Origin of the sequence: Sorangium sp. So ce119, from assembly GCF_051524405.1 — a bacterium.
Lineage (GTDB): Bacteria > Myxococcota_A > Polyangia > Polyangiales > Polyangiaceae > Sorangium > Sorangium cellulosum_G.
Genome location: NZ_CP150310.1, coordinates 4,698,116 through 4,723,991 on the forward strand (window position 1 = coordinate 4,698,116; position 25,876 = coordinate 4,723,991).

A 25,876-nucleotide genomic window follows, 5' to 3' on the forward strand; every position below is an offset into this window, starting at 1 on the left:
CGCCGGTGCCTGCTCCGCTGAAGGAAGCCCCCGCAGGCAAATGTGAACGATCACATGACGTGTGTCAACGCGAATCGGCCCGTCAGCAGCCCGGATCGAGGCGCAGGGACACCAGGGCTCGCGCGTTACAAAGGAGCCCGCGCGGTGCAGCCGCAAATGTGAACGTTCACAATAACGGGCGGAGGGTTGGGCCTCCGACCTCGCGATAGAGCAGGTGCAGACGAACCGACGCGAGCCTGTGCGGGCGCCGAGCCCGCGCTCACCGCCGGATGTTGTACTTGTCCAGCTTGTAGAGCAGCGCGCGCCGCGAGATGCCGAGCCGCTTCGCCGCGCGCGTCTGGTTGTTCCCCTCGGCGGCGAGCGCCTCCTCGATGCTCTTCTTCTCCAGCTCGGCGAGGCGCGCCGGCATCGGCCCGCCCTCGGCCGGCGCGCCCGCGCTGCCCGGCGCGCCCGCGCTGCCCGGCGCGCCCGCGCTGCCCGGCGCGCCCGCGCTGCCCGGCGCGCCCGCGCTGAGCGGCGCCGCGTCGCCCTCGACAACGGACGCGGGCAGGTGCTCGACCTCGATGACGCCGGCCTCGGCCAGCACCACGGCGTGCTCGACCGCGTTGCGCAGCTCGCGCAGGTTGCCGGGCCACGCGTGCGCCTCCAGCACCCGCATCGCGGCCGGCGCGAACCGCGGCGCCGGCTCGCCCATCCGACCGGCGACCTGGTGCGCGAAGCGGTGCGCGAGCAGCGCGATCTCGGCGCGCCGCTCGCGGAGCGGAGGGACGCGCAGGACGAACGTGCTGATGCGGTAGTAGAGATCCTGCCGGAACCGCCCGGCCGCCACCTCGGCCTGCAGGTCGCGGTGCGTGGCGCACACGACGCGGACGTCGAGCTCGATCTCCTGCGTGCCGCCGATCCGCGCCATGCGACGGCTCTCGAGCACCCGCAGGAGCTTGGCCTGCATCGCGAGCGGCAGCTCGCCGACCTCGTCGAGCAGCAGGGTGCCGCCCTGCGCGGCCTCGAAATAGCCGATCTTGCGGCGGTCCGCCCCGGTGAACGCGGCCTTCTCGTGGCCGAACAGCTCGCTCTCGAGCAGCGTCTCGGGCAGCGCCGCGCAGCTCAGCCGCACGAACGGGCCGCCGGCGCGCGGGCTCGCGCGGTGGATCTGCTCGGAGACGACCTCCTTCCCCGCCCCCGTCTCGCCGAGGACGAGCACCGTCGTCTGGGCGCGCGCGAGGCGCTGCACCACCTGGAAGACCTTCACCATCGCCTCGTCCGCGACGATGAAGCCGGCGCCGGGGCCGGACGACGGGCCCTCCAGGGCCGCCGGCGCGGAGCTCGACGGCGGCGCCTCGACGGGCGCGGGCGCGGCGATCGCGACGACGATCTCGGCCGGGCCGACGCGGATCACGTCGCCGCCGGCGAGGGCCCGCTCGGCCCCGCGCACGACGGCGCCGTTCACGGAAGTGCCGTTGCGGCTCCCGAGGTCGGCGAGCGCGAGGGCGTGGCCCCGCCGCGCGATGCGGGCGTGGTTGCGCGAGACGCGGGCGTCGTCGAGGCAGACCGTGGACTCCGGCGCGCGGCCGATCGCGACGATGTCGCCGTCGGTCATGTCGATCACCCGCGCCGCCCCGTCGCCGGCGCGCACGATCAGCGACGCCTGGCCCTGCGGCGCCCGATCGCCGGGCGCGCCCTCCGCGGCCTCGAGCTCGGTCGCGAGCTCGGCCCCGACGGGCGGCGGCTCCGCCCCGGGAAGGGCTGCCTGTCGACGAGGATCTCGCTCCGCCATGCCGTTCGAAGGTTGCGCAACTGTACGACGTTTGCGCAACGATCAGCAACGGCGCCGCGCAACGCCGCGGGAAGCGGGCCGTGCGCGCGCTGGTCCCCGCCTTGCAATGCGTCTCCAGCGCGCACGGAGACGAGAGGCGGGAGCCGCCGTCGCCGGGAGCCATCGCGGAGATCGCGCGCCTCGCGGCGCGTCGCGCCGACGTGCGCCGAGCTTCACCAACGACGAGCACCACAGGAGCAGAGACCATGACTTATTCCATCCGACCGGCGTCCGTCCTCACGATCCGCAGCGCCATGCGCCATGCCCTCGTGTGCCTGACCGCGACGATCGCGGCCGCCGGGTGCAGCTCGGATCCGGGCGCCGACGCGGAGGTCACCTCGGCGGCGAGCGGCGACGCGGTGACGGGCGGATTCACGATGACGTGCTCCAGGTTGACGGTGAGCCGGGGCAAGATCGGCGCAGGGCAGACGGCCGCCGCGCTCGCGACGGCGGATCTCACCGGCGAGCAGGACGTGTGGAGCAAGTACGTCGAGTTCGCGCCCCGCACGAGCGCCACGTGCGAGTACGCGCTCCCCGCCGGCACGTCGGCGGCGCAGCTCGCGTCGCTCGCGCTCGGCGTGAACTACCGCGGCCCGGTGAAGGCGGACATGCGCTGGACGTTCGAGGCGTGGGACGCGGCCGCCGGCGCCTGGGTCCCGGTCGGCGACAACACGTTCGCGGGCGACTGGTCCTGGACGAGCGCGAGCCTGAGCCTGCCCGCGCCCTATCAGCGCTTCGTGTCGGGCGGGGGCCTGAAGATCCGGTATGCGACGAGCAGCTCCGCCGACAGCTCGATGCTCGACCAGCTCGTCCTCACGGGCACGACGAGCGGCAGCACGGGCGGCACCGGCACCGGCGGCACCGGCGGCACCGGCGGCACCGGCGGCACCGGCGGCACTGGCGGCAGCGGCGGAAGCGGCGGTGGCACCGGCGGCACTGGCGGCACCGGCGGCGGCACCGGCGGCACTGGCGGCACCGGCGGCGGCGGCGGCACTGGCGGCACCGGGGGCACTGGCGGCGGCGGCAGCACCGGTGGCGGCGTCTGGGTCCCCGCCCCGGGGACGACCTGGCAATGGCAGCTCACGGGCACCATCGACACCAGCCTGGATGTCGCCATGTACGATATCGACCTCTTCGACACCCCGCAGGCGACCATCGACGCGCTCCGCGCGGCCGGGAAGAAGGTGGTCTGTTACTTCAGCGGCGGGAGCTACGAGGACTGGCGCAGCGACGCGTCGAAGTTCCCCGCCGCGGCGCTCGGCAACGCGCTCGACGGCTGGCCGGGCGAGCGGTGGCTCGACACCCGCAGCGCCGCCGTGCGCGACCTCATGAAGGCGCGGCTCGATCTGGCGGCGCAGAAGCGCTGCGACGGCGTGGAGCCCGACAACGTCGACGGCTACCAGAACAACCCCGGCTTCCCGCTGACCGCGGCGACGCAGCTCGACTACAACCGCTTCCTGGCCGCCGAGGCGCACGCGCGCGGGCTGTCCATCGGGCTGAAGAACGATCTCGATCAGGTGAGGGATCTCGTGGGCAGCTTCGACTGGGCGCTCAACGAGGAGTGCTACGCGTACGACGAGTGCGACATGCTCACGCCGTTCATCCGCGCCGGAAAGGCGGTCTTCCACGCGGAGTACGCCGACGCGTCGCAGGCGAGCGCCGTCTGCGCCGCGACGAAGCCGCTCGGGCTGTCGACGGTGATCAAGCGGCTCGACCTCGACGCCTGGCGCATCGCCTGCCCGTGATCAGGCACGGCGCCAGCGACGCTGGCCGCGCCCCCGCGGCCAGCGCGCGCGCCGGATCAGCCGCTCACTCGCCCACGACCTCCAGGGTCTGCGCGCCGGCGAAGCTCTGCTGCTCCGGCTGGTAGTACGGGTGCGCCTCGGCGCCGCCGTCCTCGGCCTTCACCGGCATGGTCGCCTGCAGCCGGTAATTGAAGCCGGCCACGCCGCTCGCGGCGATCTCCTTCACGTACAGGATGAGCTGCTTGCCCGTGATCTCGAACTTCGAGAGCTGGCCCGCGTCGATGTACGCCTGGAGATCCTCGGTCAGGACCTGGAAGCCGGGCGGGAGCCCGACGGTCACGAGGACCATGTTCTGCGCCGCGTCCGTCGCGTTCTTCACGCTCACCGACGCGGTCACGATGTCGTTCACGTAGAGCGACGTCTTGTCGTAGCTCACGCTGACCGCGAGCGGCCCGCCCCCGTCGCTCGGCACCGCGCTCCACGGCAGGTTGTGGCGGCCCACCACGTTGTAGCTGAGCTTCCCCTCCCCCTCGAAGGCGAGCGTGACCTCGTGCGCGCCGGCGGTCGCGAGGCGCGTGAGGTCGACCGTGGTCATGACGTCGGCCTGGTCCTCGCGCAGCGAGACAGTGCCCACCGGCTCGCCGTCGACCGCGACGGTCAGCGAGCCCGTCGCGCCCTCGGTCCCCTTGCTCGCCGCGAGGAGCAGGGTGCGCAGGCTCCAGATCGTCGCCTGGGTGGAGCCGAAGTTGCCAAGCGAGTCCTTCGACTGCGTCAGGAACTTCACGCCCCCGTCGGCGCTCGACCGGTGAGCGTCCGCCGAGAGCAGCGCGTGCGCCGCGAGCGCGGTGGTCGTGACCTTCGCGTCGTCGCCGTACTCGTAAAACGACGTCTGCGTGCCGCCGTCATCCCAGAAGATCACATCGCCATCCAGCGTCTTGCGGTCGTCCAGGGCGTCGAGCACCCGGTCCGTCAGCGCGCCGGAGGGGTCGGCCACCGCGAGCGCGTTGGCCACGATCGCCAGCGTGTACAGGTCGTCGGTGGCCGGCTGCACCGCCCTGCCCAGGTACGCGAGCCCCGCCGCGATCTGCGGCCCCGTGTACCCCGCGCTCGCCAGCGCCCAGAGCACGAAGGCGCTGTTGCGGAGCGTGCCCGTGTGGAAGCTGAAGAACTCCGTCTGATCGCCCTCCCACGTGCCGTCCGCCTTCTGCTGCCCGGCGAGCCAGGCGACCGTCCGGGCGAGCATCGCCTCGTCCACGGCGTGCACCTTGATCATGTCGGCGAACTCCATCACGCCGAACGCCGTGACCGACAGGTACGGGTGCCCGTCCTGCTCGCCGAACCACGAGAAGCCGCCGCCGGCGTGCTCGAAGGTGAGCAGGCGCTGGTAGCCCGCCGAGATCAGCGACTCGGCCTTCATCTGGATCTCCGGCGTGATCTGGCCCGTCTGCTTCATGTACTGCGTGACGAGCACGTTGGGCCAGGTCGTCGAGGTGGTCTGCTCGAAGCAGCCCGACGGGACCTGGAGCATGCTGTCCATGCCGCTCACGACCTGCGACAGGAACGCGGGGTAGACCTCGACATAGAGCTGGTTCGAGCCGGCGACCGCGCCCTCGGGGAACGACAGCGCGTGACTGACGCTGCCCGTCTCGAGCATGCCCGACCGGTTCTCGGCGACCGGCTTGCCGTCCGGGACCACGCGCACCGTGCGCGCCACGGCGTCGGCGCCGTCCGTGCCCCGCGCGGTGACCGTGAGCGAGTTGACGCCCACCGCGTCCACGCGCACCGGGAAGCGGACGCCGCGCACCTCGCCGGGCGCGAGGGACACCTGCGTCGACGTCGCGCCGAGCGCCGTGTACCAGCTCCCGGGATCGAGCGTGAGATCGACCGTCTGCGGCGCGTCGAGGTAGTTGTACACGGCGATCGGGAACTCCACCTCATCGCCGCGCGTCAGCGTGGCAGGGAAGTTCACGTCGACGAAGAAGTCCTGGAACACCTTGAAGCCGCTCTGCACGCCGCCGAGCTTGCCGTCGGCCGAGTTCGCGAGCGCCGAGAGCCGCCACTCGGTGATGCTGTCCGCGAGCGGGATGCTCAGCGTCGCCGTGCCGTCGGCGCTCGTGATCACGCTCGGGTTGACGTACAGGGTCTCCGGGAACTCGCGCCGGACGCGCGGGCCGCCCTCGCCGCTGCCATCGCTGGGGTCGCTGGGGGGGCCTCCCGTGCCGCCGCCGCCCGCGCCGGACGCGGCGCCGCCCCAGTTGCCATCGCCGGCGGCGGGGCCTCCTTCTTCTGCCCACCAGTCCTGCGATTGCACGGTGACCCCGAGCTCGTCGAACGTGAACGCGACCGAGGCGTCGTCCTGGCTCTGCGCCACCTCGTCGGGCCCCGACGATTGCAGCGAGAGCCCGCCCGGCCCGGCGGCGACCCGGTAGGCGTTGCCCCACACGTCGTAGGCCTCGAAGCGCTCGGTGACCCGCCTCCCGAGCAGATCGACGTACGGGCTCTGCTCCGCCGCGCAGAAGAACTCGCTCGACTTGCAGCCGAGCGCCTCCAGGTCGTTCACGGCGTTCGCCGTGGCCTCCACGAGCGCGGGCTGGAGCGCGCCCCTCTGGCGCGCGTGGAACGGGGCGAGCTCCTGCTGCACCTTCGCCAGCACGGCGGGCCAGGTGCGCGCCTGGAGGCCGGTGACCGACGTGCCGGCGAGCGCGGCGAGCGAGGCCTGCGTGGTGCGCTGCGCGGCCTCGGCCTGCTCGGGATCGTCGCTCGCGGTCGCGCTGAACAGGAGGTTCTGGAGGTTCGCCGACGGGCCGCGGATCTGGTAGCTCGGCTTCGCGAACTCGTCCTCCAGCTCGAAGTAGGTGCGGAGCAGCCCGGGCTGGGCGTCGACCAGCGCGAACACGGCCTGATCGACCACCTGGATGCCGACCGCGGCGACCTTCGGGTTGCCCGCGTCGTCCTTGACCGAGAACCGCAGCGTCGCCGTCTCGCCCGGCGCATACAGCGGCTTGTCGGCGTCGACCTCGATGCTGAGCGCCGAGTCGCCGCGCGCGAAGACGGTGCGGCCCGAGCGGACCAGGTTGCCGTCGTCGTCGACCAGGTACGCCTCGACGCGGTTGCTGCCGAGCAGCCCGGCGTCCACCGGCATGCTGAAGCGGGCGCGCCCGCCCTCGAGCTCGAGCGACCGCATGTCGACGGCCTGACCGTCGTTGAGCCAGTCGACGTAGACGCTGCCGGTCTCCTCGCTCGACTCGACGACGACCTCGATCGTCTCGCCCGCCTCGTACACGGCGCGATCGGTGCGCACGAGCAGGTGCTCGCGGCCCGACTGCGCCGTGAAGGAGAACGACTGCTCCACCGTCCGGCCCCCCACCTTGGCCCGGGCCGTGAAGGCCACGCCGGTCGAGCCGAGCGACGGCGTGTAGGTCGCCGAGGCCTGGCCGAACGCGTCGGTGCGCGCGTTGAGCCGCCTCCCGCCCGGCACCTCGATGGTCGCGTCGGTGTCGGGGAGCGGCTCCCCGAGCGGGTCGGTGACGAAGAGCAGCAGGGTGTTCGGGACCCCGGGGACGAGCTCGCGCCCCTCGGGCACGAGCACGAGAGAGGCCACGTCCGCGGCGACCTTCACCGGGATCGCCTTCGTGACCTCCTGACCCGCCGTGTCCGCCACGGTGACCGTGAGCGTCACCGCCGCGTCGCCCTGCTCGAGCGGCAGGCCCGCGAGGCTGTGCGGCAGCGTCAGGGTGAACCCGTAATGCCCCTCGGCGTCGAGCTCGCCCAGGATGCGCTGGAACGTCGTTTGACCGACGTCCAGCGACGCCGCCTCGATGGTCACCGCGCCGCCGGCGACTGTCTTGCCGAAGAAATAGCGCGCGTCGACGGTGCCTGTCAGCGTGTCGCCCGCGCCGTACCAGGGCTTGTCGGTCTTGACGGCGACCTCGAACTTCGGGAGCGCGTATTGCCCCACGGTGACGGTCTTCTCGGTCGTGATCTCGCCGCTCACGACGCGGACCTTGAAGTCGCCGACGTTCACGATGGAGCCGATACGGAACGTCGTGGCGGCGACGCCGAACGCGTCGGTCACGACGGCTTTCTTGAAGATCTTGTTGCCCTTGCCGTCCTCCACCTCGAAGGTGACCGACGTGCGGGCGAGCGGCTCGTTGTTCCCCCGCTCGAGCGCGAGCCCGCGGAGGTGGATGGTCTGACCGGGTTTGTAAAGAGGCTTGTCGGTGGTGAGGAGCAGCTTCGGGCCGGGGCCCTCGACGGTGACGCGCTCGTCGATGAGCGCGCTCACCCCGAAGCCGTCCGCCCGCGCCGAGACGGGGTGCTCGCCGATCGCGCCGGGCTCCACCTCGAACACCGCCGCGCCCAGCGCGTCGGTCGTCCCGCGGAGCTGCCGCGCCGCGTCCCCCTCGCCCACGGAGAGCTCGACCTCGACCTCGGGCACCGCCTCGTGGGTGATGGCGTCCGTCGCGCGCACGCGGTAGCTCGCGGGGCGCCCGCGCACGACGCGCGCCGGCCCCTCGAGCTGCACGTCGTAGGGCGGGATCACGCGCAGCAGGCTCCGGGTCACGAGCAGCCCCGTGTCCGACCCGTCGTCGATGCGGACGAGGTACCGCGCGAGCCCCGGCTGCGCGCTCACCGAGGGCGCCTCGAGGCGCGCCTCCGCGGTCGCGGCGGCCGCGCTCGCGACCTCGACGTCGACCTCGGTCGTGCCTTGTTCCCTGTCCGCGTCGAGATCGACCAGCGTGACGCGCAGGTGCCCCCGGGTCGCCCCGGCGGTCAGGTTGCGCACCGGGATCTGGAGGCGGAGGTCGCCCCCCTCGATCACGCCCCGGAGCTTCGCCTCGTCGACCTCGATCAAGCCGTTCTGCGGCCTGTCAGGACGGCCAACGCTCGTCGTCGGCGGCGCCTCGTCCGAGGAGCAAGCCCCCGACGACACAACGCCCGCCAGCGCGAGCGCGGCGAGCACGTGAAGGGAACTCCACCGTCGGCGGGTTGCATTGAAGCGTACGCGCATAAGTCCAGTCCTCCCGAAGACGCTGGCACACATCCAGCGGTCGGCCCGTAGGTTGCATCCGGCGTACCAGGATCCAAAAGCAGCAATTTCGCGGGAATAGGCGCGCCGGGGTCCGCAGGTGTGCCAGGGTGTGCCCGGGATCCGGCTCGTCCGGCCCCGCCCCGACGCGCCGGGCCCCGTCGGCCGCCGAGAGAGCACGACGGGCCCGATCCGCACCGCGACTCGAGATCTCCTGTCGTCACGGACGATGTCCATGACATCACGTCATCATCGCTCACAGCGAAGCTCCTCGCGCCCCGCGGGACACGGCGAGGGCACGCGACGATTCTCGTCGAGCGCGGCGAGCGGTCACGCGGTCACGCGGGCGCCGGCCTGCCCTGGAGCCGTCAGGATGGGGCCGCCCGGCGCCGCTCCCCCGCCTCCGTCGGCGAGACCGTCTGTGACCGACGGCTGGCAAAGCGCGTGTCTTCGTGCGCTGCTGGCGGGCTCTGCGCTCGAGCATCGAGTCGCCGGTGCTCCACTGGACATCGGCGCCGGCCCGTCTCAGGCTCTCGATCGAGCACGAGGCTCGTCGTCCGAGGAGGAATCATGCAGATCGACTTCGATATGCCCGTGGTCGCTGGCGGCGGTCTCGAGGCCGGCGTCCTCGACCGCGTGTTGGTCGACCGGGAGCGAGGCATCGTGACCCACGTGGTCCTCCGCTCACCGCTGGCGAGCGAAGAGTTGCTGGTACCGATGGACCTCGTGCAGGGCACGGCGGGGGGGCGCCTCCAGCTGCGCCCGGGTCGAGACGAGCTCATGGCGCTACCTCGGTACTACGAGGGACGGACGACGGCGCAGCCGGCGGGGCGCGTCGATACCTCGCTCGTCCCGCAGCCGCCCGAGCGCAGGCAGGAGCTGGAAGAGGCGCTGGGGGTCACGGGCGATACGGTCGAGCTCGGCCCCGAGACGCGGGTGATGACCGTCGACGAGGCCGAGGTGCAGCTCGTGGGGGTCGGCGCGAACGACCCCGGCAATGACATCTCGCGGCTCCACGTGCGCGGCCCCGCGGGCGCGGAGGCCGACTTCCCCGCCTCGTGGATCAGCGTGATGCGCGAGGACGTGGTGGCGCTGACGGTGACGCGGGACGAGGTCCTCCAGGTGCATCCTGCGCCGAGGCGCCGGGACGGGAACCTCGCGGACCTCGAGGGGCTCTCGGGCATGGGCGGGCTCGACGGCGACACGCCCGAGGAGGTGTTCGGCGAGGACTTCGTCGACGAGCTGCGTGGCAAGGGCGGCATGGTCCTCAACGTGCCCGGCGCCAGCGGCCCCGCCGGCGAGGCCATCGACAACCGCGTCGCAGAGCCCGTCGACGCGGGCGCGGCGGCCGGCGCGGAGCGGCGCCACCCCTCCCGGTGATCGCGCGGCGCGCTCGCGGGCGGCGATCGCGCCGCCCCGACGCGCCTCCCCGACTGCGCTCCTGCGCGGCGCCGTGAGTCGGTATCCGGGAATCGGTGGTTTGAACGAGGTCGTGAATGACGACTGGATGATTGGTGAGAGCGCCGGTCGGGTGACGGCTGAACCGGACCGCCGGAAACTTGACAGCGATGCTGGCGCGTGCTCGTCTCCGCCCCAGGATGGACCCGCAACACAAGCCGCCGAGCCAGGACACTCGCACGGCCAGCGTCATCGATCCGAGCGTGGTGGCGGAGGCGTTCCGTCGCGAGATCCGGGAAGAGCTCGCCGCCCTGCCTGAGCCGCTGTTCCTGGTCGGCGTGCTCGCGGCGGATCACGGGCCGTCGTACACGTACGCGGAGTACACGCGCAAGGCGTGCGAGGACGTGGGAGTCCGCTTCGAGATCCGCCACGCCACGCGGCTCAGCGCCGAGGCCGCCATCCGCTCGGCGAACGAGGACGCGGGCGTGCACGGGGTCATGGTGTATTACCCGATCTTCGGCACGGAGCAGGACGTGTATCTGCGGGATTCCGTCGATCCGTCCAAGGACATCGAGGGGCTCCACACGTTCTGGGCACGTTGCCTGTACGGCAACCAGCGCTTCCTGGACGAGGCGAGGACGAGGAAGTCAATCCTGCCCTGCACGCCGCTGGCCATCCTCAAGCTGGTCGAGGCGGCCGGCTTCTTCGGCGAGGGCGAGCGGCCGCTCGAGGGCCGGAGCGTGTGCATCTTCAACCGCAGCGAGGTGGTCGGGAGGCCGCTCGCGAGCATGATGGCGCACGACGGGGCCCACGTGACCTCGTTCGACATCGACGGTCCCCTCCTCTTCGTCCCGAGCTCGTCCGGCGACACGCACGAGGTGCACGAGACGACGGTGGACCGGGCGAGCGCGCTGCGGCAGGCGGATATCGTCGTGACCGGCGTCCCCTCGCGGAGCTTCCCCCACGTGCAGGCCGCGGAGATCCGCGAGGGCTGCCTGTGCATCAACTTCTCCACCTTCAAGAACTTCAGCGACGATGTCCAGGGCAAGGCGAGGGTGTTCGTGCCCCGCGTCGGCCCCATGACCGTGACGATGGCGATCCGCAACAGCCTGCGGCTCTACAAGAACGCTCACCAGGGCGGGTGAGCCCGGCGCGCCCGCGGCGCGACGCCGCCCGGTGGGCGGCGGCGCTCCGCGCGCTTCAGCTCGCGGTCCAGGCCTGCGCGTGCGCGCGAGCCCAGGCCTCGAACGTCGCCGGCTTTCGACCGGTCACGCGCTCGACGGTGTCGGTCTTCAGGGCGCCGTTCCCCGAGCGGATGCGCTCGATGAGCTCGCCGAGGGCCGCCGCGAACGACGGGGGCATTCCGGCCTCGATCATCCGCCGCCTGGCGGCGTCGACCGAGACGTCCACGCGTCGCAGCGGGACGCCGAGGACGCGCGCGAGGATCTCCACCTGTTCCGGCGTGCTCAGGAGCTCGGGGCCCGTCACCTCGAGCGCCTGTCCGAGGAGCTCTCCGGTCACCATCGCCCGGGCGGCGACGGCGGCGATGTCGCGCGGGGCGATGGGCGCTGTCTTGCCGTCCCCGTGGGGGTTGTAGACCACGCGCTCGGCCTTGATCGACCGGACCCACTGGAAGGTGTTCGACATGAAGGTGCCGGGGCGGACGAACGTCCACGGGAGCCCGGAGGCCTTCACGAGCTGTTCCCGCTCGGCGTGACGATGGGCGAGCTGGACCGTCGGCGCGCCCGCGCTGATGCTCGAGAGGAGGACGATCCGGGGCGCGCCGCTCGCCCGCGCCGCCTCGAGGAAGCTCCGGACGTGGTCGACGCCGTCCGCCTCCGCGACCGGCAGCAGGAACGCCGCCCGCGCGCCCTGGAGCGCCGGCGCGATCGTGTCCTGTCGCGCGAGGTCCCCCACCGCCTTCTCGACCCTGGATCCCCAGTGGGCCACCTTGCGCTCATCGCGCGTGAAGACACGGACCCTCTCTCCCGCGCCGAGGAGCTCCTCGACGACTTCCTTGCCGACATTCCCGGTGGCACCCGTGACCAAGTACATGGCTGTCTCCTTCCGGGTGGGTCCCTCCGCGCGGCTCGGCATTTCGGCGGCGCGACTCGATGGCTCCCAGGGGAACCGTCGCTGCGCGCGAGCCATCGAGTCGGCTGTCGCGCGTGCCGGATCGCGTCCCGAGCGCGGCGGGGCAAACCACCCTGTCTGGAGAGAGCCTATGACTGTTCCGTGCGCTTGATTAGTCTTGACGGATAGGAATAATCGTTCCATGGGTGGAACAATCCGATGCTGCCCGACCTCAACGAGATCGCGGTCTTCACCCGGGTCGTCCAGGCCGGGAGCTTCACGCGGGCCGCGCGCGAGCTCGGCATGCCGAAGTCGACCGTGAGCCGGAAGGTGTCCGAGCTCGAGGCGCGGCTCGGCGCGCAGCTCCTCCGGCGGACGACGCGCAAGCTCGGCCTCACGGACGTCGGCGCCGTGTACTACGAGCGCTGCGCGCGCGTCGTGGCCGAGCTGGACGACGCGGACCGGACCGTGACGCAGATGCAGGAGGGGCCGCGCGGGCTCCTGCGGATCACGGCGCCGCTGCACTTCGGGTGGATCGGCGGCGTTGTCGCCGAGTACCTGCGGGTCCACACCGACGTGAGCGTGGAGGTCGTCTGCACCGACCGCATCGTCGATCTCGTCGCGGAGGGGTTCGACGCGGCGCTCCGGTTCGGCGCGCCCAGCGACGCGTCGCTCGTCGCGCGCCGCCTCGGGGCCGTGCCGCGCTACCTCGTGGCGGCGCCCGCGTACCTCGCGCGGCGCGGCGCCCCGCGCGCGCCGGCCGACCTCGAGGGCCACGACGTCCTCGTGTCGGCCGGGGCGCGCGCCGGCGAGGCGCCGGGCGCGCGGTGGGTGCTGCACCGGGGCGCGCGGCGCGCGGAGGTGCGCGTGACGCCGCGGGCGACGGCGAACAACCTCGAGGTGCTGCACCGGATCGCGCTCGCGGGCGTGGGCATCGGGATGCTGCCCGCGACCCGCTGCGAGCAGGACGTGCGCGAGGGGCGCCTCGCGCGCGTGCTCGACGGGTGGAGCCCGATCGACGTGGCGCTCCACGTCGTCTACCCGGGCACGCGGCACCTGTCGCCGAAGGTGAAGGCGTTCCTCGACCTGGTGCGCGAGCGCATGGGCCCCGCGCTGCGCGACCGGCGGGGCGCCGGCGCGGGCGCCGGGCAGGAAAGCGCCTGACGCTGCGGCCTACCTGCCTCTCGGGCGCCTCGTCGAGGTCGCGGCGTCGAGCGCCGCCGCCGGGGTGACGGCGCGCCCCGCGCCCTGCGGCGTCCGGAGCTCGCTCGCCCGCGTCCGCCGCGCGGGCGGGCTGCCCTGCGACGTCAGCCTCTCCAGCTCGGCCCGCACCTCGGCGCGCACGTGCGCGCCGAGGAGCTTCTCCGCCATCGCGATCAGCCGTCCGGCGAAGGTGGCCATGATGCAGCCCGCGCGCTGGTCGTCGTGGTCCGGAGACCCCGAGCGCCGGTAGTGCCGCCCGTAGTCGCGCGTGATCTCCCCGAGGTCGCCGCCGACGTGGACGGCCTGCCGCATGAAGAGCCGCGCCGCGCGCTCGTTGGCGATCGGCGGCATCTGCGCGAGCGTCAGGGCGACGTCGGTCCTGCCCACGGCGAGCAGCATGGAGACCACGCGCTGGCGCGCGAGCTCGACGAGCCTCGGCGCGAGGGTGTGCTCGTCGAAGACGTGGACGCTCGCCGGCACGAGCGCCCTCCCCTCCGCGCCGAGCTCGCCGAGGAACGCGTTCAGCACCGGCGAGCGCGTCGGCTCGGCGTGGAGGTACTCCCGCGCGGCGGGCGCGGCGCGCGCGGCGCGCGCGGCGCCAGCAGACGGCGCGCCGCCCGGCGGCGCGCTCGGGCCCGCGTCGGGCCTCGCGGGGGCGAGGGGCCGCGCCGGGCGTGCCCGCCGCGACCGCTCGAAGTGCCTCGCGGCGCTCCCGGCGCGCTCGTCCGCCGCGGCGGGGTCGGCCGCGTCGAGCAGCGCGGCGAGCCCGGCGGCGCGGGCGGCGGTGACGTGCGGTAGGGGTTTCTGGCTGGACATGCGCGCAGCTTCTCCAGAGGGAGAGCTGCTCGGGCGTGTACCACGCGTCGCGAACGGCTGTACAGGACTGAACCCCGGTTCCCGAACAGACGCATGCGCTCGCGCCGCCGTGGCGAGGCCGCCCGCCGTGTCGGCGCGAACCCCGATAGGCTGCGACGCATGGACGCGACGACACCGCACGGCGCAGAGCGACCTCCGTCGGTTCCGCCTTCGGCCAGGTACAACCCCGAGCACAGGACGTTCGAGCTCGTGGAGACCGACGCCGACGGGCGTCCTTCCGGCGAGTGCCGCGTGTACCGCGCGAGCGACGGCTCGTTGCTCTCGTGCTGCCGCTACGCGGACGGGGTGAAGGAGGGGCCGTTCACCGTGTTCCACCCGAACGGTCAACCCGCGCAGCGCGGGCACTACCGGGGCGGCCAGCTCGACGGCGAGGTGGCGCTGTACGGCAGCGACGCCCCGACCGAGCTCAGGCTGCGACCGTGCTGCGTGCCGCCCGGCGCCTGGGAGCTGCGGGCGCGGTACCGGCAGGGGCGCGTCGTGCGCCAGGTGTTTCACGACCGCGCCGGATACCCGATCTCCGCGGACGGCTCCCGCTGGCCCGACAGACCCGCCGGCGTCGGCGACGCGGACTACGACGACGGCTCGCAACGCTGGCTGGTCAGCGAGGAGGACGAGGCCTCGGCCACGTCCGTCCACCGCTACTTCACGCGCGAGGGCAAGCCCTCTCAGGAGATCGAGATCCGCGCTGGGGCGCGCCATCGCGAGCTCCGGTACGACGCGCTGGGCCGCCCTTCCGAGGAGCGGCACCTCGATCCCCAGGGGCGCCTTCACGGCCCGTCCGTCCGCTGGTTTCCCGATCCGGACGCGAGCCCTTACCTCGATCCGCGCGTGCGCGAGGAGCGAGGTCAGTACACGCACGGTCACCCCGTCGGAGCGTTCACGCTGCTCGACGCGGACGGGGCGCCGGTCGTCCGGCGCGAGCTCGGCGCGGACCTCGACGAGGCCAGCCTGGGCGCGTCGCCCGCGCTCGCCGAGGACCTCGCCGCGTGGGACGCCGAGCGCGTCTGGGCCCTCGCGCGGGAGCTCTTGCAGGGCGGCCGCGCGCGCGAGGCCTGCTGCGCCGCGGCCCGCGCGGCGGTCCGCGGGGGCGAGCGCGACAGGCTCGTCGAGTTCCTGGACGCCGCGACGCTGCGGCCGAGGCCCGAGGTCGCGGAGCGACGCGGGCGAGCGCTGCTCGAGGCGTCCGGCGCGACAACGCTCGGCGTCCTCGACGAGCTGCTGCTCGGCGCCGAGCCGAGCGCGGCCTACCGCACGCTCGCCGCCGTCGCGCCGTGCTCGCGCCGCGTCGCGCTCTCGCTGGTCGAGGCGTCGCTGCTGCTCGAGCCCGAGCGCCGCTCGACCTGCGTCACGCGCGCGCTCCTGCGGCTCGATCTCGGCGACACGCGCGGGGTGCTCGAGGACGCCGACCGCATCGAGCCAGGGGCCCCCGCCGTCGCCGAGCACCTCAGGACCTTCGTGCGGCTCTTGTCCCCGGAGTTTGGTTTCTGGCCGGCGCGCGAGCCCCTCGATCCGATGCCGGACGACGCGTCGGTCACGGTCGACGTCGGCCAGCCGATCGAGCAGATCCGGCAGAAGATCCAGCTCTACGCCACCCGCTTGCTGCGCCTGCGCGAGGCGGTGCAGCGCAGCCTGCCGGGGACGGAGCCCTGTCCGTGGCTCCCGCCCGACCTGTCGCGCGTGCTGCCGGACGGGCCAGTGGAGCTCGCGCGGACGGCGGCGACCTTGACCGAGGAGACCGAGAACGGGGTCGAGACCGTCGAGCTCACCGTGGACGAGACGCTCGACCCGGGAGCCCTGCCGGTCTCCCACCTGATGCGAAGGGCCCGGGCCGAGTGGGCCGCCCTCTGCTGGCTTTGCTGGTCGGCCGGCCTCGACCATGTCGCCCTGCCGGAGCGCGTCGCGCCCCGGCCCGACTTCACGGCGGCGGTCAACATGTCGCTCACCCGTTGCTTCCGCGCGCGCGACCAGCTGCAGACCAGCGGGCTCGTCAGCCGGGCGCGCGGTGTGCCAGGCTTCATCTGGGAAGGGCACGCGGTCGACGAGCTCGACCCGACGCTCGCGGTCATCGCGGCCGACGAGTACTTCGAGATGCGGTGTCTCTTCGTGTGGCTCATGTTCCCGGAGAACCTCTCTCCGTTCCAGAGCGACATCCGCGCGGCGTGAGCCGACCGCAGCGGCGCGATCGGCGTGGGAGCACGCCGTCCGCGCGCCGCGGTCGTCGGCCGCGCTCCGCACGCTGGCCGGTGGACGACAAGGGTCATGGGCCGCCGCGCGGGCGCTCTCGCCCACCGGCGCACTTCAGGGGCAGGGGCCTGCGTACGGGTAGCCGCGCGCCGTCGCGCACGAGGCCGCCTTCGACGACGACACCGCGGCGAACGTGAGGGAGGCGCAGCCGTTGATCGTGCCGGTGTGATAAACGTACGTCCCGACCGAGCCGCTCGTGACGATGGTGTAACCGGGGTAGGCCGCCCGCCCGCACTGCGCGGCCTCGTCCACCGAGTTGGCGAAGTAGACCTGGGTCTGGAGCAGGCAGCCCCAGCCGTCCTCGATGCCCACGGTGACGTACTGGGCCTGCGCCCCGGCCGTCTGCCCCGAGCACGTCTTCGGGGCGCACGAGCCGCAGTCTCTCGAGCAACTGTCGCACGTCTCGCCGTTGTCGCAGACGCCGTTGCCGCAGCAGGAGCCGCAGTCCTGCGAGCACGTGTTGCACGTCTCGCCGACGCTGCCGTTGCAGGTGCCGTTGCCGCAGCACGAGCCGCAGTCCTGCGCGCAGCTGCCGCACCACTCGGTGCCGTTGCAGATCCCGTCGCCGCACTTGCAGTCGGACGGGCAGCTCGACGGCGTCTCGCCGTCGTTGCACGCGCCGTCGCCGCAGCCGGTCACCATGCACTCGCCGAACCACTTGCGGCACAGGCCGTGCCGGCTGCCGTCGGGGAAACACACGCTCCCGTAGCCATGGTTGTAGATCTCGTCGTCCGTGAACTTCGTCTTCCGCGCGCCGCCGTCGTCGAACAGCCGGCACTCGACCGGGCGCCCGTCGGGCAGCGTCGCCTCGCCGAACCAGCGCCGGCAGATGCCCGCGGCGCCGTTGCCCGGCACGCACGCCTTGTTGCCTCCCGGCGCGAACACCGCGTCCGACGGGCCCGCCATGTCGGCCCCGCCGTCGTTGAAGACCCAGAAGAGCACCGGCGTGTGGCTCGGGTCGATGGTGCGGCAGGCGCCGAACCACTTGCGGCAGGTGCCGCCCGGGCTGCCGTCGGGCATGCACGCCTGGCCCGACTCCGAGATGTAGAGCGCCTGTGTCGGCCCGGCCATGTCGGTGTAGCCGTCGTTGAACACGAAGCACTCGACCCCCTGCCCGACCGGCAGCGTCGCGCACTGGCCCGGCACGCCCGCCGCGCCGCACGCCTCGCCCGCCGGACACGCGCCGCCGGTGCAGATGCCGCCGCAGCCGTCGGGCGCCCCGCACGCCTTATTCGAGCACTGGGGCGTGCACCCACACTGATAGGCGACGCCGCCGCCGCCGCAGGTCGTCCCCGCCGGGCAACTGCCGCTGCTGCACTTGCCGCCGCAGCCGTTGGGCGCCCCGCACGCCTTGCCCGCACAGCTCGGAGTGCACGGGGGAGGAGGCGGCGGTTCGCAATCCTCGCACCGGGCGGCCTCGCTGTGCGACACGACGTCTTCCGACATGGCGTCTTCGGGCATGGCGTCTTCGGGCGAGCCGCTGCACGCGGCGACGATCGCGGCGCCGGCGAGGGCGAGGGCGAGAGTTCTGCCGAACATCTGCATGAGAAAAACGCGTCCTTTCGCGCCGGCGCGGGAGGCGCCCGGCGGAGCGGCTGCGCGTGCGCCCCCCGGGGCCCGCGACGCGCCCAGCGTGCCGGACGCACGATCAACCGGCGTGCCAGCGGGACGGGGCACGCTTTTCCGCCAGACGCGGGATCATCGGTCGCGGTGGTGTTGCGCAAGTTGCGCCGGGTTTGCTCGAACCGGACGCGTCGCGCGCAAGACGGCCCAGCGCGGGCTCTTCAGGGGCACGCCGGGCGGACCACGGCATAGGCGAAGTCGCCGAAGCCGGCCGCCGCGAAGCCTCCGCCGGGGAGCGCCGTGACGTTGTTGATCCCGGTCGGCGTCCCGACCTCGCCTTCGTGCTCCCAGCGCAGCGCGCCGTCGGTATCGACGGAGATCAGCCACATGCGCTGCGTGCCGCCATCCGCTCCGCGCGTCGTCCCGGCGAGGTGCAGGAGGCCTGTGCTCGGGTCGTGGGCGACGGCGCTCAGCTCGGTGTCGCGCTCGGGTCGATACGTCCTGTGCCAGAGTACCGATCCCTCGGTATCCAGCAGGATCACGTGGTTCTGCCCGACGCTGAGCGCGACGACGGCGATGCGGCCGTCCGGCAGGACGGCGACGTCCTGCGGCCAGGCCTCGCCGATCTCCTCCAGAACGCGGTCGAGGACCGGCTCGGTCGCCCCATTGCTGCGGATCATGCGCACATGCGCGCCGTCCGCGGTGAGCTGAACGACGTCCCCTCCGGGCAGGAGCGCGGCGGCGCCGTGACTCCAGTTGTACCCCACCTCGGATCCCGGGGAGAGCGGCGTCGCCCGCCGGTGGACGAGCTGGCCCTCGTCGTCGAGCCGGAGCAGCACGAGCTGCGGCGCCTCTCCCTCCAGCAGGCTCTCGTGGGTGGACAGCACATAACCGCCGTCCGGGTGCTGGAGCAGCTCGATGTCGACGCCCGACATGTAATGCGTCGGTCCGAGCGAATGGGCGGCGAGCAGCGTACCGGCACCGTCGAGCCGGCCGAGCCAGAGCCCCTTGCCCGAGGGAGAGGCCGGATCATGAGTCTGTCCCGCCACCATGAGCCCGCCGTCCCCGGTCCGGGCGCCTGTATGCAGGAATCCCCCGGCCAGCGGGACCGAGCTCCACACGACGTTTCCCGCGCCGTCGAGCTCCGCGACACCCCCGTTGTGCGGCGCCCCGATCGCGATGAACCCCTCGCCCTCGGCGGGAAGAAGCGCGTTGGCGTCCATCCCCGCTGGCGCGAAGAGCGAGACGACCGTTCCGGCCATGCAGGGGTCGGTCGGGACATCCACCGGCAAGCCCCCCTCCTCGGCTGGCAAAGCACCCTCCCCGGCCGGCAAAGCCCCCTCCCCGGCCGGCAAAGCCCCCTCTTCAGCCGGCGCGGGCCCCTCCTCTTCAGGCAGAGCCCCTTCCTCTTGAGGCAACACCGTGACCTCGCCGCAGCCCACGAAGGCCGCGAGCGCGAGCAACAACCCCGGAATCCTGCCAATCTGTGCCATTGTCCACCTCATGACTGGGACGGGTCATGCAACTGCTGTTCCCCGACCCACATCTGCGCGCGCCTCGCTGGAGAAACAAGCCCGAAGATGCCGCGAGCCCTGATCACGGCGCCGCCTTGCGCCCGCGGGGCGTGCCGCGCGGGACGGGGATGCCCCTCCGCGGTCACGCACGGCAGCAAGAAAACGTCGCCGCTCCTTCGTTCGCGCGAAGGACGACCGGGGTTGCCGGCATCCACCCGCTGACAGTGGAGCGTCGACGCAGCGGCCGGCAGCGCCTCGAGCACCGGGGCATCTGGAGCTGAGGGCGCGTTTCCGTGGCCTACCGGCGGAGCCCGGCGGCGCTGGCGCTCCTCTCGGATGACTGTCTGACAGGACTTGAAACTTCGGCGGAGATTGTCATGAAGAAGATCACTCTCGCGGCGGCGGCCTTCCTTACAGCGTGCGTGGGCGGGGCGGACGACCTGCCTACGAGCCAGACAGACGCCGATTCCGCGGCCATCATCGGAGGCACCGTCGACGAGGGCGATCCGGCCGTGGCGAATCTGCAGATCTACGCCCAGAGGCCGTCTGGAAACGTGGTGACCTACAACTGCACCGCTTCGCTCATCGCCCCGACGGTGCTCTTGACGGCGGCCCACTGCATGGACTTCCGGCTGGTGGACAGCGGACCTGTCGGCAGGGCCCTCTTCGGCACCGAGGTCTCGGAAGCAGGGTACTGGGTGAACGTGAAAGAGGTCCACTACGACCCCGAGTTCAACCGCTCCAACCTGCACGCGGGGCACGACATCGCGGTGGCCATCCTCGAGGAGCCCGTCGACATCGAGCCGCTGCCCTACAACCGCGCGCCGATGACCGAGGACATGGTCGGCTCGTCGGTCCGGCTGATCGGCTTCGGCCTGGACGAGGACTTCTGGGACGGCACGAAGCGCCACGTGACCACCCTCATCAACACGGTCACGCCGCTGCTGCTCGGCCTCGGCGACGCGGACCACCACACGTGCACGGGTGACTCGGGCGGGCCCGCGTTGATGGATGTGAACGGCGTCCCCACCATCATCGGCGTGACGTCATTCGGCACCTCGATCGACGGCAATGTCTGTGTTGACGGCTGGGACACGCGCGTCGACCTCTATACCGACTTCATCGCCCCGTTCGTGAGCGCGCCGTAGCGAGCGCCGCGTCGCCCGCGTACGACCCGCGCTCCCTGGCCAGCCGCTCCGCGGACGAGACCTCAGGCGAGCGGACGCGCGGAGCGGGAAGGTCGAGCGCGAGCGCGCGCCACACGACCTCGACCGCGCCGCGCCGGCGAGAACGGGCGAGCGCGACCCCGAGGCGGCGCTCGCCGACATGCCACCGCGGACAGGCGATATCAGACCACACGTCCACACGGAGCTTCCGTTTGTCGTTGCACGCTTGCGGGAGGTTTGATAGCCATCCTCTGGTACCGCGCGCCGCGAGACCGTCCCCGGTCTCGACGGTCATCCTCCCGGCCGCGGGACGCGATCCATAGGAAGGGACACGAGCACATGCCTCAATTGAACGGCAACACCTGCGAGATCGATGAACTTCCGGATGGTGTGACCGTGACCATCAGAGCGACGACGAACTCGAGGCACACTCAGAAGATCACCGTGACTCGCAACGATGAAGTGCTGTGCGCCTTCACGGGCTCCGGGGAGCGCAACGCGATGACGGGCCAGTCGACGGTCGTCGCCAGTTCGAGAGCGAAGCTGCGAGCGACGTTCGAGTATCAAACGGACATCAACGCAGAATGGCGCAAGTCCAGCCAGCTGAAGTCCGGCGGTCCTTATACGGTGGGCAACCACAACTTCATGGTGGTCGTCGCCGAGAACGGGGACGACAACGACTACAACGATAGCGTCCTCGAGTTCAACTGGACCACACCCCGATAACGTCGTCCGGAGCTCCGGAGGCGGGGGAGCGCTCGCGCTGCGCCGCAACGTCAGCCCGACGTCAGCCCGGCGCGTCGCGCCGGGCGACAGGCCGTCCAGGATGAGGCCGCCGCGTGGCGCGAAGTCGAACGCTGCTACGGGATTGAAGGCCGGCCTGGGTCGCAGTACGGCAACCGCCGGCAGCCAGCCAACCCCGCGAGCGGCCTCCGCTCAGCCCCAGACGGAAGCGACCCATGTCCCGACAACCCACGCTCGGCGGGGGCTTTGCAGCCGTCCTCCTGCTCCTCGGCGCCTGCCGATCAACGCCGGATGCCCCGCCGCCGCCGCCCCCGACCGAGGTCGCCGTCATCGAGGTGAAGCCCGAGCCCGTCACGATCCGCGACGAGCTCCCCGGCCGCGTCGAGCCCTTCCGCATGGCGCAGGTGCGCGCGCGCGTGCCCGGCGTCGTGCTGAAGCGCACCTTCGAGCAGGGCAGCGAGGTCAAGCAGGGCCAGACGCTCTTCCACATCGACCCGGGGCCGTTCAAGGTCGCCGCCGCGAGCGCCCGCGCCGCCACCGAGAAGGGGCAGGCGAGCCTCGCCCAGGCGGAGGCCCAGGCCAGGCGCGCGACAGGGCTCGTCGAGGAGGGGCTCATGACGCGCGAGCAGTACGACAACGCCATCGCGGCGCAGGCCATGGCGCGCGCCGACCTCGCGCAGGCGCGCGCGGCGCACGCGCAGGCGCTCCTCGACCTCGGCCACGCCACCGTGACCGCGCCGATCAGCGGCCGGATCGGCGGCGAGCTCGTCACCGAGGGCGCGCTCGTCGGCCAGAACGAGGCGACGCCGCTCGCCGTGATCCAGCAGATCGACACCGTGTACGTCGACATCAAGCAGCCCGTGTCGCAGCTCACGCGCCTGCGGCGCGCGGCCACGGGCGGCTCCGGAGCGGAGGGCGGGGCCGGTGAGGCGCCGGTGACGCTCGTGCTCGACGACGGGACCGAGTACCCGGAGAAAGGCGCGCTCCTCTTCTCCGACATCAGCGTGGATCCAGGCACCGGCGAGGTCACGCTCCGCGCCGCCTTCCCCAACCCCGACCGCCTGCTCCTGCCCGGCATGTTCGCGCGCGTGAAGCTCGCGCGGCGCGTCGATCCGGCGGCGCTCATGGTGCCGCAGCAGGCGGTGGGGCGCGACACCGGCGGCAAGGCGACCGTCGTCGTCGTCCAGGCGGACGGCAAGGCGGTCGTGCGGCCAATCCAGACGGGCGGCGTCGATCACGACCGCTACATCGTCACCGAGGGGCTCGCGCCCGGCGACCGGGTGGTGGTCGAAGGCCAGCAGAAGATCGCGCCCGGCGCCGAGGTCCGCGCCGTCCCCTGGGCCTCCGGGCCCGCGGCCCCGGCCGCGCCCTGATCCGAGGCGAGCATGCCGCGCTTCTTCATCGACAGGCCCATCTTCGCGATCGTCCTCGCGATGTTCATCGCGATCGTCGGCGCGATCGCGCTCCCGCGCCTGCCCGTCGCGCAGTACCCCTCGGTGGCGCCGCCCACCGTCTCGATCTACGCGAGCTACCCCGGCGCGACGCCGCAGACGCTCGACCAGAGCGTCGTCAGCCTGATCGAGCGCGAGCTGAGCAGCGTCAAGCGGCTGCTCTACTTCCAGTCGACGAGCGACGCCTCCGGCGGCGCCCAGATCACCGCGACCTTTCAGCCGGGCACCGACCCCGACCTGGCGCAGGTCGACGTGCAGAACCGCCTGAAGGCGGTCGAGCCGCGCCTGCCGCCGGCCGTCCGGCAATACGGGCTCTTCGTCGAGGCCTCGACGTCGAGCTTCCTGATGATCGTCAGCCTGTCGTCGCGCGACGGCAGCGTGGACCCGACCGCGCTCGGCGACCTCCTCGCCCGCAGCGTCATCGACGAGATCAAGCGCGTCCCCGGCGTCGGCCGCGTGCAGCTATGGGCCAGCGAGCGCGCGATGCGGATCTGGATCGACCCGGCGAAGCTCGCGGCCCTGTCGCTCTCGCCCGCCGACGTGTCGAGCGCGATCGCCGCGCAGAACATCCAGTTCGCCTCGGGCCGCGTCGGGGACCTGCCGAGCCCGCCGACGCAGCAGATCAGCGCGACGCTCATCGCCGAGGGCCAGCTCACGACGCCCGAGGAGTTCGGGGAGATCGTCCTGCGCGCGCGGCCCGACGGGTCGCGCGTGCTCCTCCGCGACGTCGCGAGGATCGAGATCGCCGCGCAGAACATGGCGTCGTCGTCGCGGAGCAACGGCAAGCCCGACGCGGCCATCGGCATCCAGCTCGCGAGCGGCGCCAACGCGATGAAGACCTCCGACCTCGTGCGCGCCCGCATGGAGGAGCTCTCGCGCGGCCTGCCGCCCAACGTGACCTACAGCGTCCCGTTCGACACGGCGCCGTTCGTCCGGGTGTCGGTCCACAAGGTGATCGAGACGCTGGCCGAGGCGATGCTGCTCGTGTTCGTGGTGATGTTCCTGTTCCTGCAGAACATCCGCTACACGCTCATCCCGGCGATCGTCGTGCCGATCGCGCTGCTCGGCACGTGCGCGGTGATGCTCTTCGCCGGCTCCTCGATCAACATGCTGAGCCTGTTCGGGATGGTGCTCGCGATCGGCATCATCGTCGACGACGCGATCGTGGTCGTCGAGAACGTGGAGCGGATCATGGCCGAGGAGGGCCTGTCCCCGCGCGACGCGACGATCAAGGCGATGCGCGAGATCTCCGGCGCGGTCGTCGGCATCACGCTCGTCCTGTCGGCGGTGTTCCTCCCGATGGCGTTCGCGTCGGGGTCCACGGGCGCGATTTACCGGCAGTTCTCGCTCTCGATGGCGGTCTCGATCCTGTTCTCGGCGTTCCTGGCGCTGACCTTGACGCCGGCGCTGTGCGTGAAGCTCCTCAGGCCGATCCCGGCGGGCCACGGCGAGCGTCGGGGGGCGTTCGGGTGGTTCAACGCGGGCTTCGCGCGGCTCACCGGCGGGTACAGGCGGTGGGCCGCGGGCTCGCTCGACAGGCCGTTCCGGATGCTCCTCGCGTTCGCGCTCATCACGGCGGCGCTCGGCGTGCTCTACGTGCGGCTGCCGACCTCGTTCTTGCCCGAGGAGGATCAGGGCGTGGTCATGGTCGACGTCCAGCTCCCGCCCGAGGCCACGCTCCACCGCACGCTCAGGGCCGTGAAGGAAATCGAGGCGCATTTCGAGGGCCGCCCCGCCGTTCGCTTCGTCTCCGCCTACCCTGGCTTCGGCTTCTCGGGGTCGGGGCAGAACGTGGCGCTCGTCTTCATGATGATGAAGGACTGGGACGAGCGCCCCGCCGGCGCGACGGCGCAGGACGAGGCGGCGCTGGCGAACGAGAAGCTCGGCGCCGTGCGCGACGGGGCGATCTTCAGCCTCGTGCCGCCGCCGATCATGGAGCTCAGCGTGACCTCGGGCTTCAGCCTGAAGCTGCAGGACCGCGGCGGCCGCGGCAACGCCGCGCTCGTGGCCGCGCAGCAGAGGCTCATCGAGCTCACGTCGGGCAACCCTGCCTTCGCGCAGGTGCGCGCCGAGGCGCAGAGCGACGCCGCGCAGATCCGCCTCCGGATCGACCGCCAGAAGGCGAACGCGCTCGGCGTGCGGTTCGAGAGCGTCGCCGCCGTGCTGTCGACGACGCTGGGCTCGTCCTACGTGAACGATTTCCCGAACCAGGGCCGGCTCCAGCAGGTCATCGTCCAGGCCGAGGCCGCGAGCCGGATGCAGGTGGAGGATCTGCTTGCGCTCTTCGTCCCCAACGGCGCGGGGCAGATGGTGCCGCTCGCCGCGTTCGCCACGGCGCAGTGGGAGCGCGGCCCTCTCCAGCTCGGGCGCTTCAACGGCTACCCCGCCGCCGGGATCAGCGGGCAGCCGGCGCCGGGGCGCAGCACCGGCGAGGCGATGGCCGAGATCGAGCGCCTCTCGGCGCAGCTCCCGCCCGGCTTCGGGGTGGAGTGGACAGGCCAGTCGTACCAGGAGCGGCTGTCCGGCGCCGAGGCGCCGGCGCTGCTCGCGCTGGCGCTCGTGGTGGTGTTCCTGGTGCTCGCGGCCCTCTACGAGAGCTGGTCGATCCCGCTCGCGGTGATCCTCGTCGTGCCGCTCGGCGTGGTGGGCGCGGTGCTGGCGATGACGGCGCGCGGGCTGCCGAACGACGTGTTCTTCAAGGTCGGGCTCATCACCATCATGGGGCTCTCGGCGAAGAACGCGATCTTGATCATCGAGTTCGCGAAGAGCCTCCGCGAGCAGGGCAAGAGCGCCCGGGAGGCGGCGATCGAGGCGGCGCGCCTGCGCTTCCGGCCGATCTTGATGACGTCGCTCGCGTTCATCCTGGGCGTCGTGCCCCTCGTCTTCGCGCGGAGCGCCGGCTCGGCCACGCAGCACGCGATCGGCACGGGGGTGTTCGGCGGCATGATCACGGCGACGATCTTCAGCATCTTCTTCGCGCCGCTGTTCTTCGTGCTCATCAGCCGCCTCCGGCGGGCGCCGCCGGGGTGAGCCCAGCGCCGGCGCCGGCGGCGCACA

General features: G+C 72.4%; 15 protein-coding genes. 9 read left to right on the forward strand and 6 right to left on the reverse strand.

Going from position 1 to position 25,876, the window contains the following annotated elements; genetic code table 11:
- Positions 1-259: 259 nt before the first annotated feature.
- Complete coding sequence (locus tag WME76_RS17675; protein WP_437961258.1) at positions 260-1,774, reverse strand: sigma 54-interacting transcriptional regulator; 1,515 nt, start codon at positions 1,772-1,774, stop codon at positions 260-262.
- A 245-nt stretch (positions 1,775-2,019) separates the two neighbouring features.
- On the opposite strand from WME76_RS17675, the gene WME76_RS17680 reads away from it, so the two are divergent.
- A complete protein-coding gene (locus WME76_RS17680; protein ID WP_437961259.1) occupies positions 2,020-3,558 on the forward strand; it encodes an endo alpha-1,4 polygalactosaminidase in 1,539 nt (512 codons plus the stop codon).
- Positions 3,559-3,622: 64 nt separating this feature from the next.
- Here the strand turns inward: WME76_RS17680 and WME76_RS17685 are convergent, their stop codons facing one another.
- On the reverse strand, positions 3,623-8,521 hold the full coding sequence (locus WME76_RS17685; RefSeq protein ID WP_437961260.1) for an MG2 domain-containing protein: 4,899 nt from the start codon (positions 8,519-8,521) through the stop codon (positions 3,623-3,625).
- 636 nt (positions 8,522-9,157) lie between these two features.
- Between WME76_RS17685 and WME76_RS17690 the strand changes: the two genes are divergently transcribed.
- Positions 9,158-9,967 carry a hypothetical protein gene (locus tag WME76_RS17690; protein WP_437961261.1) on the forward strand — a complete coding sequence of 270 codons (810 nt, stop codon included), beginning with the start codon at positions 9,158-9,160 and terminating at the stop codon, positions 9,965-9,967.
- Positions 9,968-10,185: 218 nt separating this feature from the next.
- On the forward strand, positions 10,186-11,130 hold the full coding sequence (locus tag WME76_RS17695; RefSeq protein WP_437961262.1) for a bifunctional methylenetetrahydrofolate dehydrogenase/methenyltetrahydrofolate cyclohydrolase: 945 nt from the start codon (positions 10,186-10,188) through the stop codon (positions 11,128-11,130).
- A 55-nt stretch (positions 11,131-11,185) separates the two neighbouring features.
- On the opposite strand, the gene WME76_RS17700 is transcribed toward WME76_RS17695, so the two are convergent.
- Complete coding sequence (locus WME76_RS17700) at positions 11,186-12,040, reverse strand: SDR family oxidoreductase (protein ID WP_437961263.1); 855 nt, start codon at positions 12,038-12,040, stop codon at positions 11,186-11,188.
- 237 nt (positions 12,041-12,277) lie between these two features.
- Here WME76_RS17700 and WME76_RS17705 point away from each other — a divergent pair, with 237 nt between their 5' ends.
- Complete coding sequence (locus WME76_RS17705) at positions 12,278-13,222, forward strand: LysR family transcriptional regulator (protein ID WP_437961264.1); 945 nt, start codon at positions 12,278-12,280, stop codon at positions 13,220-13,222.
- A gap of 9 nt (positions 13,223-13,231) precedes the next feature.
- On the opposite strand, the gene WME76_RS17710 is transcribed toward WME76_RS17705, so the two are convergent.
- On the reverse strand, positions 13,232-14,077 hold the full coding sequence (locus WME76_RS17710) for a hypothetical protein (protein ID WP_437961265.1): 846 nt from the start codon (positions 14,075-14,077) through the stop codon (positions 13,232-13,234).
- Between the two features lie 159 nt (positions 14,078-14,236).
- Here WME76_RS17710 and WME76_RS17715 point away from each other — a divergent pair, with 159 nt between their 5' ends.
- Positions 14,237-16,300: a toxin-antitoxin system YwqK family antitoxin gene (locus tag WME76_RS17715; protein WP_437961266.1), complete on the forward strand. Its 2,064-nt coding sequence runs from the start codon at positions 14,237-14,239 to the stop codon at positions 16,298-16,300.
- Between the two features lie 135 nt (positions 16,301-16,435).
- On the opposite strand, the gene WME76_RS17720 is transcribed toward WME76_RS17715, so the two are convergent.
- Entirely contained in the window at positions 16,436-17,920 is a 1,485-nt protein-coding gene (locus tag WME76_RS17720; RefSeq protein ID WP_437961267.1) for a hypothetical protein, read from the reverse strand.
- A gap of 245 nt (positions 17,921-18,165) precedes the next feature.
- Positions 18,166-19,236, reverse strand: coding sequence for a hypothetical protein (locus tag WME76_RS17725; protein ID WP_437961268.1), 1,071 nt, complete (start codon positions 19,234-19,236; stop codon positions 18,166-18,168).
- A 599-nt stretch (positions 19,237-19,835) separates the two neighbouring features.
- Here WME76_RS17725 and WME76_RS17730 point away from each other — a divergent pair.
- From WME76_RS17730 to WME76_RS17745, 4 genes are all read left to right on the forward strand, one after another.
- Complete coding sequence (locus tag WME76_RS17730; protein ID WP_437961269.1) at positions 19,836-20,606, forward strand: S1 family peptidase; 771 nt, start codon at positions 19,836-19,838, stop codon at positions 20,604-20,606.
- A 357-nt stretch (positions 20,607-20,963) separates the two neighbouring features.
- The gene (locus WME76_RS17735; RefSeq protein WP_433937355.1) at positions 20,964-21,350 is read left to right on the forward strand and encodes a fucose-binding lectin II; all 387 of its coding nucleotides are present in this window, start codon (positions 20,964-20,966) and stop codon (positions 21,348-21,350) included.
- Between the two features lie 233 nt (positions 21,351-21,583).
- Positions 21,584-22,741 (forward strand): efflux RND transporter periplasmic adaptor subunit, encoded by a 1,158-nt coding sequence (locus WME76_RS17740; RefSeq protein ID WP_437961270.1) that lies wholly within the window; start codon positions 21,584-21,586, stop codon positions 22,739-22,741.
- 12 nt (positions 22,742-22,753) lie between these two features.
- Positions 22,754-25,849, forward strand: a complete 3,096-nt coding sequence (locus WME76_RS17745; RefSeq protein WP_437961271.1) for a multidrug efflux RND transporter permease subunit — start codon at positions 22,754-22,756, stop codon at positions 25,847-25,849.
- Positions 25,850-25,876 lie beyond the last annotated feature (27 nt).